This is a genomic window from Pseudoalteromonas sp. SANK 73390, assembly GCF_054966645.1.
Genome location: NZ_ARPN01000074.1, coordinates 1 through 15268, shown reverse-complemented (window position 1 = coordinate 15268; position 15268 = coordinate 1). Strand labels below are relative to the sequence as shown.

The window sequence follows — 15268 nt, the reverse complement described above, 5'->3', positions numbered from 1 at the left end:
GCTACTTTGTCATTCGCAACGGACATAAACTATTATGCTGCATTGCTCATTTCGCGTAATGAAAGCCTTTGTTTTGAAAAAAATTCATACCTCAAAAAACAACAAACCCTTTAAAGGTGTGTACGCAGTTCAAATAACTCAGGGAAAAAACTAATATCTAATGCTTTTTTCAAGAATCCAACACCAGATGAACCGCCAGTTCCTACTTTATTACCGATTATACGTTGCACGGTGTACATATGCTTAAAACGCCATTGTTGAAAGCTATCCTCTATATCAACGAGCTTTTCGGCCAGCTCATATAAGTGAAAGTATTTGTCAGAATGCTTGTACACGGTTAACCAAGCTTCAAGCACACTTTGATTCGCTTCATAAGGCTGACTAAAATCACGATTTAGTACGCAGTCATCAATTGGTAAACCCTGGTCTTTAAGTGCTTTGAGCGCTTCTTCATAGAGGCTTGGTTGGTGCAAAATATCACTCAGCTCTGCATGCACTGCGCTGTTACTTTCGTGCACTTTGAGTAACTCAGTATTTTTATTGCCAAGTAAAAACTCTATTTTTCTATAGCCATAGGATTGAAAGCCTGAAGAGTGCCCCAGTGCATCACGAAATTTTAAATAATCAACTGGGGTGAGAGTCGAAAGTATCCCCCAAGATTGGGTGAGCTGACTCAAAATTTGCTTAACACGCGAAATCACTTTAAAAGCATGGCCAAAGTCGCCGCTTTTGATATTTTCGATGGCTTCGTTTAACTCATGGCCTGCCAATTTTAACCACAACTCACTGGCTTGGTGGATGACAATAAATAGCATTTCATCGTGTTGATCAGATAATGGGTGTTGTGCGTTTAGTATTGGTTCTAAGTTTAAGTAATCGCCATAAGACATATCGTCTTTAAAGTCGGTATGAATGTCTTTTTCCATAGCACGGTAATTACTAGATTTGTTGTCAGATTGGTATGGGCAGCTCATGTTGTTTCTCGATATCTAAAAAGTCAAAATAGTTTGAATTTATTATTCAATGACTGGCAGTTTGAGCAAGAATAACAACCAACGAACAGAACAACAAAGACGTTTAGTGTGTTAGATAAAGTAATGCGTCTACTTTACTTTACATAAACTATCCAAATTTAACAGATAAAAGCGTGTAGAACGCAATGCTGGCCAGTAAGAGCTCTGTTAGGTCATTAAAGTAGCTGCTCATAACCGAACAGCTGTACAACCCCTAAGTTAACGCCCGGGCTTATAAACAAAAATTGATGCAACGACTATTGCAGTAAATCAGGTGCATTTAAATCATATTGCCAATTTTTCCATTGTCCTTTTTGCTTGAGTACATCCATAGTATATTTATGACCGTTTGCATCATCTAACATTAAAAACCCTAGATTCAAATTGCCAGATAAAAACTTGCCTTGCCATTTTTTTGGCTTGAGGTACTGGGTATTTCTCTTATGAAAGGGGTTAATTGATAAACCAAGCACTGTTCCTGAGTGCAATATTTTTAATGTTGTTTCAATGGCGCCTGTTGGTTTGTTTGAAATAGAGCTGCTGGTTAATTGCCAAAAATTTACAGTATGTGAATTGGCTGGATGAGGTATTTTCTTTACACGACAAAAACCATAGTGTACGTCACCTGAGAGGATGTAGCATTGTTGTAAGTGACTTAAACTCATCAGTGCTTCGCATAGTTTAGCCAATTGTTGTTCGTCGCTTATCCAACATTCACCATCCATAAATGTAGACCCGCCATGGCGAAATGTTTTAACTACGCCAAGCTGCTTTTGTTCCAGTTCAGAAAAGCCAAAAACGGGCGCAGGTGAAATGACCAGTAGTTGCTTCGTATTATTATCTAGTGTTGCAAGTTGCGCTTTTATTGTTGCTAACGCAGGGTCATCAACCAATAATGGAAATAAGCCTTTCTCATTTTTAAACGTCCTTTGTGTACGGGTGTCGATGAGTAAAGCGGGTGGGTTGCTGGGAATTAAAGTAGTAAAGTTATGTTGATTGAGTTGCATGAATACATTTTGATAAAGAGGTGCGTCATAATTATTAAGGCTACCTATTAAGGTAGGAAGCAGGTCATTGATAAGCGTTTGATGTTGGGTTGGTGAATTACCCCATGCTTGGCAAATGGTAAAAGCCGCTAAAGCATGAGTTACAACTTGTTGTCCTAAGTGACCATGGTGACTTAGCTGCTCAGTAATTTTTTTGGTAAGATTCCAATCATCAGTAACTTCATGATCATCAAACATCATATAACTGGGTACATGAGCAAGTAAGCGGCGGACACGCCAGCTTTGCTTAACAAAAGATAGGGCTTTATCGTAGCTTTTCCATATATCATTTAAACGCCGAGGTCGTTCATTTGATGGTGGGGCTAAGTCATGGCATAAGCCACCCCATGCGAGCATATACATCAACATATACTCTCTAAAGCCTAGTAAATGATGATCTGCGCTTTGACTATAAAACCCTTCTTGCTTGTTTAACAGTCGTTGACGATTTTGCCAGCCTAATTCGTCTAAGCTAGGTTTCCAATGAGAGGTGTTGTTATCTACTGCGGGTGCCAACGCCTCATTATTAAAAAGCATTTGTGATTGCTCAAAAATGTATTTAGCAATTTGAGGGTCAACGTCATCGGCATAAATTTGATCGCCAGTAAAAAATGCAATGTCTGGGAGTGAGTCGAGCTTGTTGCGGTTTTCGACTCGTTTATCAAAAGCTGCTAATGCATCTTGCTTTGTACCATGAGGTTTGCGACAAGAAGCATTCAATATTTTTTGGTGTTTAGAAAAGTAGCGAAAGCAAGGAAGTGTATGCCCAGGGTATGTTGGTAGCGGACCATTAAAATACTGTTTTTGAATAAGGCTATCACCCTGATATAGCAAGTCGTAATGTACATAATCTCCTTCAGGCCAACCAGCTTGGGGAGCTTGTAATGTGATGAGTATGGCATGCAGCTGGCCGGTGAGTTTGATGTATTCAGTGGTAGCCGTATTGCTAATGGGTTGTAACTGCACACTGGTATTTGTGCTTAGCTGCTCTTTATCAAATGTACCATTGATTATGAGCCAAATACATGCTTTGGTTGCCTCTACTCGCCTAAGTATAGGGCCGCTTAGTACTTTCATATCCTTTGTTCCTTAAGTTGGCTAAGTTCAGTTTAACACTGTAAATATAGAGTATACGGTAACAGAAGTGACATAAATTCTTGTATCAAAACGCACATTGAGCCTTATGGCTCTGACGGGCACTGAACTTAATGGTTGCCTTGATGTTTTATTTGATTACTAACGACCTCTTTTGAACATGTTCTAGGCGTTACACAAGCCTAACCAAATTTGTTTATTGATTGCTAGTCTATACTCATGCTTGAGGAGTGATATGCACGGATGCTGATAATGCAATTTGCATAATGATCAACTGTATCAGTGTAGTTAAGAGGGCGGTTATGAAAGTGGTGGAATTAGGCGAGTATTTACGTACTGGCTGGGAAAAGCTTGGCGATGAACAGGAGGTGTTTTTACACAACCTACATACCGAGATGGAAAACATAGCGAGCCTATACGAAATGGATGTGAATATAGATAAGGCTGCGTTTTCTAATTTGTTTTTAAAGCTTGTTGCTAACGAACACACCTCGGTTGATATTTTAAGCTATATCAGTGCTGATAGCAGTAAGTGTAAAGCCGACAAATGTATGCTCTTTAGTACGGCAGTTAACTCATCTATTAAGCAGTTAGATGCATGGTCTCGATTTAGTGAAAAAGAGTCATTGGCGTTTCGTCATATTAGCCAAAAAATGTGTTTTATGTGTACCAAAAGAACAAAGCTTGATGTGATATTAAGCAAAGAACTAAAGCTATAACTTTATTTAGTGCAATTGGTAATATAGATGATGAAGTAGCATATTGGGAGCAATCAACTGACACTCCCTCCTTGCACCTAGGTTGTTTAAACATTGCCAAGGCAATAATCATGACCATTTTTAGCTGTGTACTGCTTACAAAATGCGGTGTGCTGTACGCCTGATAGGAAACTCATCCACAACTTATTGAGTTCTGTGTCAGACGACACAGCACTCAGTGGTGTTTCTACTTGAATATCATCAATATTAGCACGGTCAAACTTGCCCGATACACCACAGCGGTTAAATGTGATTTCTATGTGTAAGTCATCTGATTTTTTTAGCAAGATAGCACTGGGATCATCACGGTGACCGCATAATGCCACAAATTGTTTGGGGTATTTTAAGCCACAGTGACTGCCATCAGCAAAAAATGCCATTACGTGATTGTAGTAAACTACATAATGAGTGGCTTGTAGGTGAGAGCCATGATCAAGTGGGCAGTGTTGATCTAGGTATTGTTTTGCTATATCTAGCTTTTCGCAGTGAGTTGATTGCGTGTCAAAATTTGAACGGGTTAGAGCTGTCATAAAAAATGCCTCATTCTTAGTCGCGTTAGTTTTAAATGCTGTGTGAGAGTGTTCAAACTTAGTGTATGTGACTTTTGTCTATAATTTCACAAAAAGAATTTTACAGTGTAAATTTTACAAATTGTGTTATTTTTATACATAGGCAGACATCCTTGTTGGTATAAAAATAATGAAAAAAGAACAAAGTTTGATGCGAAAATCTCACTTCTTAGGTACTAAAATACGTAACTTGCGTAAGCGAAATCATTTAACATTGGAAGATTTGTCAACACGTTGTATTCGTGTTGACCCACATACGGCCCCTTCTGTATCTTATTTATCTATGATTGAGCGTGGTAAGCGCACACCAAGCCAAGACATGTTAGAGAATTTGTCAGCGGTATTTCAAAAGCCTGTGACGTGGTTTTTAGATAATGAACCAGAAGCTGCCAGTATTACGCCTACCAAGGGAAACCATGGTGGAATTGTTGGTATGGCACTTGAGCCCAACTTTTTGTTCTCAAATGATATTTTGCAAATTGCAATTCCAGAAATGCTTTCGCAAACGGGGATCAGTGGCCGTCAATTTGCGCACTTGTTGATCCGCGCCCATCAAGAACATCATCAAAACCATTTTCCTGATTTAGAGCGTGCTGCTGAAGAAGTTGGCAATAAAAACCTATACTTAAGCAGTGATGATCTAATGGCGATTGCAACACAACATGGCTTACAAATACGTTGGTTTAACCGTTCTTGTAACAGTAAGTTGAGTGATGAGGGAGAGATCACCAGATGTCTTACTACCTCTTATTTTGAGCTGCCTAATATTGTGTATTTGAATGAGGCGCTCAAGAATAGGCAAAGTCGATTAAAATACGATTTAGCTGTGCATATTGGTCATGCAGTACTGCATAACCAAGAGGGTTTACAATGTCAGCTAACCATTGGTGGGCGTAACGATAGCACCGAGCCTATGCATAGCACACCCAATGCACAAGATATTCTTAATGCATGGCGCGATTTTGAGGCGAGCTTTTTTGCTGGGGCACTGCTTTGCCCAAAAGTACCCTTTAGACAATTACTCGATAGTCATGGTTATGAAGTGAGTGTTCATAAAAGGCTCGATATTTCAGCATCTGTCGCAATGCGCCGTATGACGGTGGTATCGCCTTACCCGCATTGGCATTATTTTGATGCTTATCAACCGGGAAAACTAAAAGCAGTATATCGCGGTAATGGTATTCCGTTGCCCTGGGGGAATATGCGAACGGTGCAAGACCCTTGTCAACACTGGGCGGTATTTAGGAAATTTGCACAGCTGTCAACGCAAAGCAGTACTCAGTTGTCGATTTTATTGGTCGAGGGTAAACCAAGGCTATATTGTTGTGAATCGATGCAAGTTGAAGATTTAGCCGGGAATCCTCATGTACTTTGTGCGGGGTTAGACTTAAACCCTGCCATTGCAGCTCAAGGACTAAATGCACAAGGGGTTGTCTCTGAATTACAAGATCTTTGCATTAAGCACGGTGGATCAAGTGTTATTCCACATCAACTAAAGCAACAACTAATGAGTGTGGCTAGAATTTTAAATATTGCTTGGGTCGAGCGTGCGTTAAGTGGTGATGTAAGAGTAATATGTACTCGGGGTAATGCCTGCCCACGTGAACCTGGTTGTTATGAGGGCGATAAATCGTGAGAATGGAATGCCATCCTAGTCCAAATTTGAGCCATTATGTTGAGTGCTTTTACTTACAAAAAATAGACGGTAATAACTGTATTATTCCGCAAGGGGTTTTTGATATTTTTATCAATGCTAAAGCGTTATTGTATGGTTCAAGTCAACAGTATTTGGCACCTTCAATGTGGCTTGCTGGACAGCATACTAATGTATACGAGCTTGTGGCATCAGAACCTACGTGGATGTTTATAATTCGTTTAAAACCATTTGCTTTTTTACCGTTTTCACAAGTAAATGCGCAAGAAGTAAAAAATTCGATATGCAATATTTCTCATAGTTTCAATAGCACCGGATTGCTAAATGAACTGCTAGATAATTTACATGAGCTTACTGAGCTGTCTGTTAATATGTGCCTACAAGTTTGCACTGAGCATGCTCAAAAATGGCTGCTAAATAATGTACTAAAAAAGTTAGATTTTACTCTACCTGAGCTTTTTCGAGCGCAAACGAATTACATTCTTCATCAAAAAGGGGATACAACAGTCAGTCAGTTGTGCCATCGCTTTTCTTTAAGTAAAGTTACTATGCGGCAGCGCTTTTTGAACCACTGTGGATTACCGCCAAAACAACTGAGCCAAATTTGGCGTTTGAATCACTTCCTATTATTAGCGAAATCTCAGGAGCATCAATCTTTGACACAGGCAGCACTTGGCGCTGGGTTTTATGATCAAGCTCATCTCATCAGAGAGTTTAAGGGAGTATTCAGTTGTACCCCACGCGCATACTTAAGTGATCAGCACATTGAACGCTACACATTACTGCAAATAAAAAAGCGTTTTATTGGTATTTATGATCCACGCACGCTATAGGCGCTAATTATTGTTGTTTTCAGCAATCTACTTTGTTTAACCGTATTGCATAATGAGTTGCTAATTTATTTTTGAGTATGAGCAAGCTTATCGCATTGTTACTGTAATTGAGCTTTTATTTGATCTGCGTTTTTTCATCTGAAAAAGTGGGCACGTATGTTATTGATTGAACACGTTGGCCTTTGAGTGTGTTTGATATTTAAATTTGTCCTCCTTTACTTTTTTACAATTTGCATGATATTTATTTAGGTACAATCAAATTTTATACTAATCAGCTTAATTAAGTGATCTATTCTGAGGCAATGAAACTTGGTCGATAGCGTTGCTCTCGTACTTTGCTATCGTCATGAGGCCTACATTCATATAGGCATAGCAGGAATTTCGATATTTAGTTGTTCTAAATGAGATTTCTAACATAACTAGCGTCAGGTTGAGTGCCTCAAAATGATTAAATATTATTGCGGGTTGGTTTTATTGTCACTTCAGGGAACATAACTATGAAACGTACCTTAATTCACACTTTCAATGCACTAATGCTCAGCGCAATGTTATCAAGTGCTGCTTATGCCATTGAGGTATCACAGCAAACTAAACAGCAAACTATTTCAAAACTGTCTGAGTTATTAATTGATGAATATGTGTTTGAAGATGTTGCCAAAGACGTAACTGCTAAATTAAAGGCTGATTTTAACTCAGGTAAATTTGACTCATATCAAGATGGTGAAAGTTTTGCTAAAGCATTGACTACGTGGTTACAAACACATGCTCAAGACCGCCATCTAAGAGTAAGAATGAACCCTAATTCCGATGATGTTGTTGGTGCACAGGCACGATTGAAAAAGCAACTTTTGAAGCCTGCACGTTTAGGGGTTGGCTCACAAGGAGTTATAAAAACCGAGATGCTAGAGGGCAATATAGGTTACCTGAAATTGACCAGTTTCCGCTCTTTAGAGGACGCAAAACCTTTTTTAGACTCTGCCATAAAATTGTTGTCTTCATCTGAGGCTGTGATCATTGATTTGAGAAAAAATGGCGGTGGCTCACCTCAAACGGTACAGTATTTGAGTAGTTACTTTTTTGCTGAAAAGCTGTTGCTCAATAGCTTGTATTATCGTGAAGGTAACGAAACGATAGATTATCATGTGCTTGATAAGGTCAATGGTAATAAGCTTATTGATCTTCCACTTTATATATTAACGAGTAAACGCACTTACTCTGCAGCGGAGGAGTTTAGCTACAATATGCTTACTCGCAATAGAGCCACACTCATTGGCGGTATCACGGGTGGGGCAGCAAACCCAGGTGGTATGTATGTAATTAACGATTTATTTCGTACCTTTATTGCGACAGGCACCGCTATAAATCCAGTGACAAAAACAAACTGGGAAGGAGTGGGCGTTCAGCCTCATGTTAAGGTCGAGCCAGAAGAAGCGCTTGATAAGGCAATTGAACTTGCTAAAAAGGCAGTTGCTAAGCGTTGGCAAGCGGCTAAGCTGCAAAAGCAAAATAACTTAGAAAAGTTGTTTAGCTTGCTTGTTAATATCAAAGAAAATACATCGGTAAGCGAGCAGCAAAAACATGGGTATCTAAGTCAACTTAGCGAGTTGTTTGATGATTTAAAATTAGATCGTTCTGCGTTTACCAGCTTAGCTTTAGATGAAATCGAACAAAATCCAAAATTTTCAGCGTTGTTACTTGAGGCAAACATCCAAAAGTTCCCTAATGCAGGCTATGTATATGGCTACTGGGCACAAGCATTGGCTAATAGTGGGTTAAAAAGCAAGGCGAAAGAGATTTTAGCTCTGGGTATCAAACAGGCAGGTGATGAGTATCAAAGGCAATTTTTGCAAGGAGAATTGGCTCAGTTAGAAGCTGATTCTTCACTGTAACAATAGTCAAATATGCAGCTTTATTTTGATGCCACATCTGATTTTATGTGGCTAGTTTGTTTTTTTCTATAGTTTTCAATGCCAAATATGGCTGTCGTTATGGCCCTTCAATGAGAAGGGGGCTTTAATTATAAGTGGTCTTACTTATGAAACGATTAGCTATTTTTCTTACAATTTGGTGATACCTTAGTTGTTAAAGGAGGAAATCTCTTAGAAGTACGCTCGGGTAGTGAGGTGCCCAACTAGAAAGGTTATGATATGAGTATATCTATTTGGTTTATATTTTTGGTGCCACTATTTGCACCGATTGTATCGTTAAAGGTATTTGGGCTCTCAGGTAGGCAAACATTTGTAGGCTTTATTGCGTATTATAATTTATGGCTGTATTTTTTAGCTTTTGATTTGGTTAAGTATTACTTTGCAACTTTTATATACCTCTTGGTTTGCACATTACTTTTAGCTGGGTTGTTGTATTACCTAAGCGATGAAGTTCTATCGTATCTTGGGTCGGCTAAATTAAATTTAAGCTTGTTTGCTGCACTACTGATTATTTCGATGGTGTTGAATTATGAAGGCTTACAATGGTTTAGCATTAATATACTGTTAATGCAGTGCATTTGCATTTTCGTTGCATGGTTAATGAGTAAAAAGCGCGCTAACCATGAGGTGTAGGAGCGGGCAATGCCGCTCCCAAAGTAAAGTTAGTCTTGTTCGCTTTCATCAACTATATAATGATGGTTATTGTGTAGCTCCCTGTCCACTTGGTCATTTAAGAATGAAAACGTCATTGGACGATTTGCTGCATCAAACTGACCATCATTTTCAATGGTGTTATTGCTGATTACATTTGGTGCCGATGTATTAGTCGCATACAACTTTATGCCGTAGCTCTTTGGCTGCACAAATAGGTTATCTTTATAAATATGCGGTAAGCCGCCACTATTTTGGTTATTTTGTTGCGCCGCATTACGTGCAAAGATACCGTTTTCACCAGCGTAGATAATATTGTTGTTAGTAATTTCGAGGTTATCACCATCGAGCATCATGCCATTACCGCCGCTGCGGTAAATTAAATTATCACTTACTTTCACATTGTCACCACCAACTTGAATGCCAGTATTTTGCCAAACAGGCGCAAATGGGCTCACACCGGTACGATAGATTTTATTGTGAGTGATTTGCGCATCACCTTGCACCGCGTTTAATTGGATACCATCGGCTGCGATGTATTCTAATTTGTTGTTATGAATACGCACATTTTCAAGTTTATGTGGATATACAGTAGTTGCTACGCCATCACATTCTAGTGTTCTACTTAAACCTGTGTAACCTACATACATACCTTCACCTTCTTCGGTGTGATGAATGTAGTTATGGTGAATATTAATGCCTGTCATCGTGAAGTTTTCTGCCCAAGTTGCTGGAGAACAATTTGGGTCGGTTTTAATTAGCATACCAGCAAAGCGGGCACGATAGATTTCGATATTATCGACTTCAATTTGCTCGCTAAGTTGGCCAATGCTAAGTGTTCCACCTAAGCGAATACCATAGGGGTTTTCAGAGCCAACCGGTGTTGACGTCACCCTTACCCATTTTGATTGCTCTATTGCAATACTGTATTCATAAGGCTTACTGATGACTACACCATCTGCATTTGTGATGGTAATGGGTTGTGATTGATTGCCAACCACATTTTTTACTCTCAGTGGTCCACGCTCTCCAGCAGCAAGACAGATAGTATCCCCGGGTTGAACATTCATTTCAGTACCATCAACCAAGTAGTGAGATGAAGGTATGTTGAAGTCACAGGTAGTCGGTTGCTCTGAATTGGCTAGTGCAATAGCAGGTTTTAGTAAAGGCAGGCTAAATAAAATACCCAATGTCAAAGTAGAATGCTTCATAAAATGTCCCTAATGTGAATTATGTTTGTCCACAATAATTAAACAGGATTAATTGGCTGGTGCAAGTGATGATTAGGGAGAATTGAAAATATACGAATAATGTATTGATTTATTGCTAGAGGAAAACGAAAGTGCAATGCACTTTCGTTGGTAAATACTTGTTACAGCTTATTGGCACTTGATTGTAGAATAAAGTGGGTAACAAGCTGTTGCATCGCCTGTGTTTGGCTATTTTGTGCGATACTAGTTGTGATTCGCAACTGGTATTGCGCTTACCCTAGTTTATCTTTGACCCGTGCGTATTGGTAATAGGCTAATTGGCCAAATCGTCTAAAGCTGGCGAAGGGTAAATACGGCAGGGGAGTTTGATATAAAGGTAAATTAGGCACTGCTTTTTGTGCAACCAATTGAGCCATTCTGTAGGCGGCTTGCGCGCTAAATGATACACCCGCACCACAGTAACCAAGAATATAGCCTACGTTATTATTTAGATAAACATGGGGCATGTCATCCAGTGCTGCTGCAATAAAGCCATTCCAGTAATAGTCATGTTCAATCTTGGCAAGCGCAGGAAAGACATCGGCTAGTCCTTGCTTTAAATTATTAAGATAAACTGGGGAGTCTTGATGTTTTGCAAAAACAGCGCCTCGTCCACCAAATAAAATGCGCTTATCTGGTAATAAACGGTAATAATACTTTAGAGTTCGAGTGTCCATGGTGACTTGATGGGTTTTCAAGCCAGTCAGCATAAGTTCTTCTTCACTTAATGGACGAGTGACTAAAATACTACTTAAAATGGGCAGGTAGCGATTATTTATAAGTGAATGAGATTGTTTGTTATTATAAGCATTGCCAGCGTAGACTAGAGTCTGAGCAGTGATCGATATATTATTGACGCTTAACCTATGTTGTTTATTCTTTGACTCAACATGAGTTACGAGTGAGTTTTCATATATATTTACACCTGCGTTAATTGCCATATCGCGATAGCCAAGTAGTAACTTCAAAGGGTTCACGCCGAATCCATCAGGTAAGCGCATTGCACCAAAAGCTTGTTGATTTAACATATAGTTTTGCTCAAGCTCTGATGGTGCTAAAAATTGAGCATTGCCGCCTAAGCTCTGCAAAAAGTCTGCTTGAGCGCGTAGGTTTTGCATGGCTTTTTGATTATGAGCCACTTTTAAATAACCCTTAGCTTGAGGCTCGCAATCAATATTATGGTCGCTGATCAAAGATTCAACCCGACTCACGGCCTCACTAAATTCATCATAAATGCCTTGGCAGATATCCACTCCCCACTTGTTAGCCATTTGCGGGTAACTTAAACGTCCAGATCCTTTTAATACAAAACCAGCATTACGTGCACTGGCACCAAAACCCACTTGATTCGCTTCAAGAACGCAGCAGCTAATATTGTGATGATGTGCTAAATAGTAGGCCGTTAATAAGCCGCTGAAACCACCTCCAATAATTGCGACTTCAAAATGCGCATCGTTGTTAGGTGCCTTATTTGGCGTTGGCAAATCTATGGTACTTGCCCAATAGCTAGGTGCGTAGCCAGACGCTTGACAGTTCATATGGGTTAGTGGGTCATAATGGTTGTTGTTCATAGTCATTTTATTCTTAAAGGTTAAAATAGCAGTACCATTTCAGCGGCTTGGCAATGACACTCATTACCGCATAATGTGCATTTATAGCCATCATTTATGCAGTTTTCTAACCAACGGTCATTATGCGTTTTAATTAGTTTTCCGCCAGCTTTGGTAAAATACTTAACCGCGCCATCGCCTGGACTTTGCATCCAAAGGTGGGATACACCAGCTAATGCACCTTGCTGCCTTAATGCCACAACTGAAGCATGTAATAACTTGGGGCCAATACCTTGTCCTTGCGCCTCAGGCGCTACAGCAATACATTTAAAGTATGCCATTTGAGATGGTAAAACGGGCCACGCTTTTGGGGTGCACCATTTATCTATAGGCCACTGCTTTGCGGCGTAACTGGTTCTAAAGCCAATAAGTTGATTTTTTTCATCAAGTGCTACAAAGCAAGCGTTAATCTCAAACTTAGTTCCAGCTTCAACCATTTTTTGTATACCCTGCATATCAAGGTAGTTTTCACCGTGCACTTGGTTAGCAAGCTTTACTACGGCCTCAAAATGCTCTGAACGCAATTGCGTTATAATCATACTCAATTTACCTGAATTATTTTCACTTTATTACCTTACTGTGAATTTGATAATAAATCTTCATGAAAATGCAGGTACAAGGGCGTTTAGATAAATTATTTTATTTAAAAATGAATAGATTGCATATTTATGCTTTTAGTTTTGAATGCTAATTGAGCTATTTAATTGTTACATTCCTTCACATAAACTCGTTGACAGCGATGTCATTTGGTTAATACTCTTAATTCAGTGTGTAAACTTTTTGTTTCTCACTCGATACAACATACAAAAAAGGAAGAACAACATGTATAAGTTAACCCCTATTATGATGGCGCTAAATTTAGTTGCCATTACTTCTGCAAGTGCAATGACAATTGAATCTGACCCGCAAAACCCTGGTGGATATTTAGTTTCAAAAGCTGAATTAGCCGAGGCAGCTACAAGCAAAACAAGCAATCCGATGTATGCAACTTGGGCAAAAGCGCTACAAACACTTGATAACACTTCTGTAGAAGCAATTCTGCCGGGTCGTGCTGCAAACCCAAGTAATGTGAAGCGGGTAGAAAGTGTATTCCCGCAAGCCCAATGGGACTTTTTAACGCACATGGCGGCGCCAGAATATACCTACACGCGATTTTTACGTGCTATTGGTAAGTTTCCTGCATTTTGTGGCGACTATACAGATGGCCGAAATGCAGATGAAATCTGTAAAAAATCAATTGTTACTGCCTTTGCACACTTTGCACAAGAAACAGGTGGGCATATTGGCAAAGACAATGTGTCTGATAACCCGCAAGGTCTAGAGGAATGGCAACAAGCATTAGTGCATGTTAGAGAAATGGGCTGGGCAGAGGGCCAACCTGGTTATACCACTGGATGTGGCCAAAATGATTGGCAAAACAGACGCTGGCCATGTGCAGATGGGCAAGGATACTTTGGCCGTGGCGCTAAACAGCTCTCTTATCATTTTAACTATGGCGCATTTTCAGAAGTGATGTTTGATGGCGATGCGACAGTATTACTAAATAATCCAGGGTTAGTAGCCGACTCTTGGTTAAATTTAGCGTCGGCTATTTGGTTCTTTTTAACACCACAAGCGCCAAAACCTGCCATGTTACATGTGATTGATAGAACATGGTCACCATCACAGCGTGAGCAAAATGCTGGAATTGGCTACGGGTTTGGTACTACGATTAATGTGATCAATGGTGGTATTGAATGTGGTGCACAAAATAAAAACAAAGGCCAACCGGTTAATCGTATTCGTTATTGGGAAGGGTTGTCGCATTATTACAACATTCCTATTGAAGCTGACGAAGAGAATACTTGTTGGCAGCAAACACCTTATGGAAGTTTGAACCTAAATGGTGCCACGGATGTGCTTTATACAAACTGGGAAGGAGATTGGGCTTATTACTCAGATAGACCCGGTGGTTTCTCATTTGAATGTAAATTGGTGGGTTATCAAACTGCTTACTCTGCGCTGGTTCCGGGTGATTATGAAAAATGTGTAACTAACTTCTATCAATCGCATGCGAGCTGGCCTGCTGTAAGAGTGGTAGACACACTTGAGCCTCCTGTAGATGAGCCTCCCGTGGGTGGTGTGGCTGGTTGGGATGCAGATAAAGTATATCTAGGTGGCGACCAAGCAAGCTACAAAGGCGCGATTTACGAGGCTAAGTGGTGGACTAAAGGTGATATGCCAGATAACTCTCAACCTTGGAAGTTTATTCAAGATGCAAAATAACACATAAAACTCGTTATTTAGTAAAAAGCCGATAGCGGGCACTATCGGCTTTGTTGTTAAACGTAGAGTAGGCTAGTTCAACAAAAATCATCCATGCTTTGTATTACTGCCTAACCATTACCTACGTATAACTTACTATTTAGTAAGAAAAAAAGATGATGTTTGGCTATGCAAGCTAGATATATGGTTATGGTAACTGATGATGAGTTTCTGGCAATAATAGATATGTAAATAATTGTTAAAATGGGAACTATTTATTGGGAAATTAAGCGTGTTGTTTAGTCGGAAAAGAATTTACTCTAAATCGTTTTAATGATCTAGCCTGACTAGAATTATTCGCTGTAATAACGAAAAAAAGTTACAATTAGCGCTGATATTATTGAATAATGAGGTTGTCTGTGTACGCAGAACGTCAATATGTAGAAACGCAAATTTCAGCTCTAGAGCAAATCATGTTTACAGAGCAATATGCTGACAAAGTGATCGAAAGAGTACTAAGCGAGCAGTCATATTGGGACCTTTTAAAAAGAAAAACTTTTGTAACAGACACCTATAATATTATCCGCTGGTGGCGCAAACTGACTGTGGCATTAAAT

11 protein-coding genes and 2 pseudogenes are annotated in these 15268 nt (G+C 39.5%); 7 read left to right on the top strand and 6 right to left on the bottom strand.

Features of this window, described 5'->3' with window-relative positions:
• Positions 1-110: 110 nt before the first annotated feature.
• Both kynA and SANK73390_RS09780 read right to left on the bottom strand, forming a co-directional pair.
• Entirely contained in the window at positions 111-974 is an 864-nt protein-coding gene (gene kynA, locus SANK73390_RS09785; protein ID WP_261626012.1) for a tryptophan 2,3-dioxygenase, read from the bottom strand.
• A gap of 296 nt (positions 975-1270) precedes the next feature.
• A complete protein-coding gene (locus SANK73390_RS09780; protein ID WP_462765821.1) occupies positions 1271-3136 on the bottom strand; it encodes a metallophosphoesterase family protein in 1866 nt (621 codons plus the stop codon).
• A gap of 320 nt (positions 3137-3456) precedes the next feature.
• Here SANK73390_RS09780 and SANK73390_RS09775 point away from each other — a divergent pair, with 320 nt between their 5' ends.
• On the top strand, positions 3457-3873 hold the full coding sequence (locus tag SANK73390_RS09775) for a hypothetical protein (protein WP_261593658.1): 417 nt from the start codon (positions 3457-3459) through the stop codon (positions 3871-3873).
• Positions 3874-3959: 86 nt separating this feature from the next.
• Here SANK73390_RS09775 and SANK73390_RS09770 read toward each other — a convergent pair.
• Positions 3960-4460: pseudogene (locus SANK73390_RS09770) on the bottom strand (aldolase/citrate lyase/malate synthase family protein); the annotation flags it as partial.
• A 151-nt stretch (positions 4461-4611) separates the two neighbouring features.
• Here SANK73390_RS09770 and SANK73390_RS09765 point away from each other — a divergent pair.
• The 4 genes from SANK73390_RS09765 (at position 4612) to SANK73390_RS09750 (ending at position 9529) form a co-directional block, all read left to right on the top strand.
• Positions 4612-6117 (top strand): DUF3612 domain-containing protein, encoded by a 1506-nt coding sequence (locus SANK73390_RS09765; RefSeq protein ID WP_462765819.1) that lies wholly within the window; start codon positions 4612-4614, stop codon positions 6115-6117.
• A 2-nt stretch (positions 6118-6119) separates the two neighbouring features.
• Positions 6120-6968, top strand: a complete 849-nt coding sequence (locus SANK73390_RS09760; RefSeq protein ID WP_462765825.1) for a DUF6597 domain-containing transcriptional factor — start codon at positions 6120-6122, stop codon at positions 6966-6968.
• 497 nt (positions 6969-7465) lie between these two features.
• Complete coding sequence (locus tag SANK73390_RS09755; RefSeq protein ID WP_462765817.1) at positions 7466-8857, top strand: S41 family peptidase; 1392 nt, start codon at positions 7466-7468, stop codon at positions 8855-8857.
• A gap of 258 nt (positions 8858-9115) precedes the next feature.
• A complete protein-coding gene (locus SANK73390_RS09750; RefSeq protein ID WP_462765815.1) occupies positions 9116-9529 on the top strand; it encodes a hypothetical protein in 414 nt (137 codons plus the stop codon).
• A 29-nt stretch (positions 9530-9558) separates the two neighbouring features.
• Here the strand turns inward: SANK73390_RS09750 and SANK73390_RS09745 are convergent, their stop codons facing one another.
• The 3 genes from SANK73390_RS09745 to SANK73390_RS09735 all read right to left on the bottom strand — a co-directional run bounded on the left by SANK73390_RS09745 (position 9559) and on the right by SANK73390_RS09735 (position 12946).
• Positions 9559-10758: a right-handed parallel beta-helix repeat-containing protein gene (locus tag SANK73390_RS09745; RefSeq protein ID WP_462765813.1), complete on the bottom strand. Its 1200-nt coding sequence runs from the start codon at positions 10756-10758 to the stop codon at positions 9559-9561.
• A 272-nt stretch (positions 10759-11030) separates the two neighbouring features.
• Positions 11031-12368 (bottom strand): NAD(P)/FAD-dependent oxidoreductase, encoded by a 1338-nt coding sequence (locus tag SANK73390_RS09740; RefSeq protein WP_462765811.1) that lies wholly within the window; start codon positions 12366-12368, stop codon positions 11031-11033.
• 20 nt (positions 12369-12388) lie between these two features.
• Entirely contained in the window at positions 12389-12946 is a 558-nt protein-coding gene (locus SANK73390_RS09735; RefSeq protein ID WP_462765809.1) for a GNAT family N-acetyltransferase, read from the bottom strand.
• A gap of 304 nt (positions 12947-13250) precedes the next feature.
• Here SANK73390_RS09735 and SANK73390_RS09730 point away from each other — a divergent pair, with 304 nt between their 5' ends.
• Positions 13251-14672, top strand: a complete 1422-nt coding sequence (locus tag SANK73390_RS09730) for a chitinase (RefSeq protein ID WP_462765823.1) — start codon at positions 13251-13253, stop codon at positions 14670-14672.
• Between the two features lie 398 nt (positions 14673-15070).
• Positions 15071-15268: pseudogene (locus SANK73390_RS09725) on the top strand (RNA methyltransferase); the annotation flags it as partial.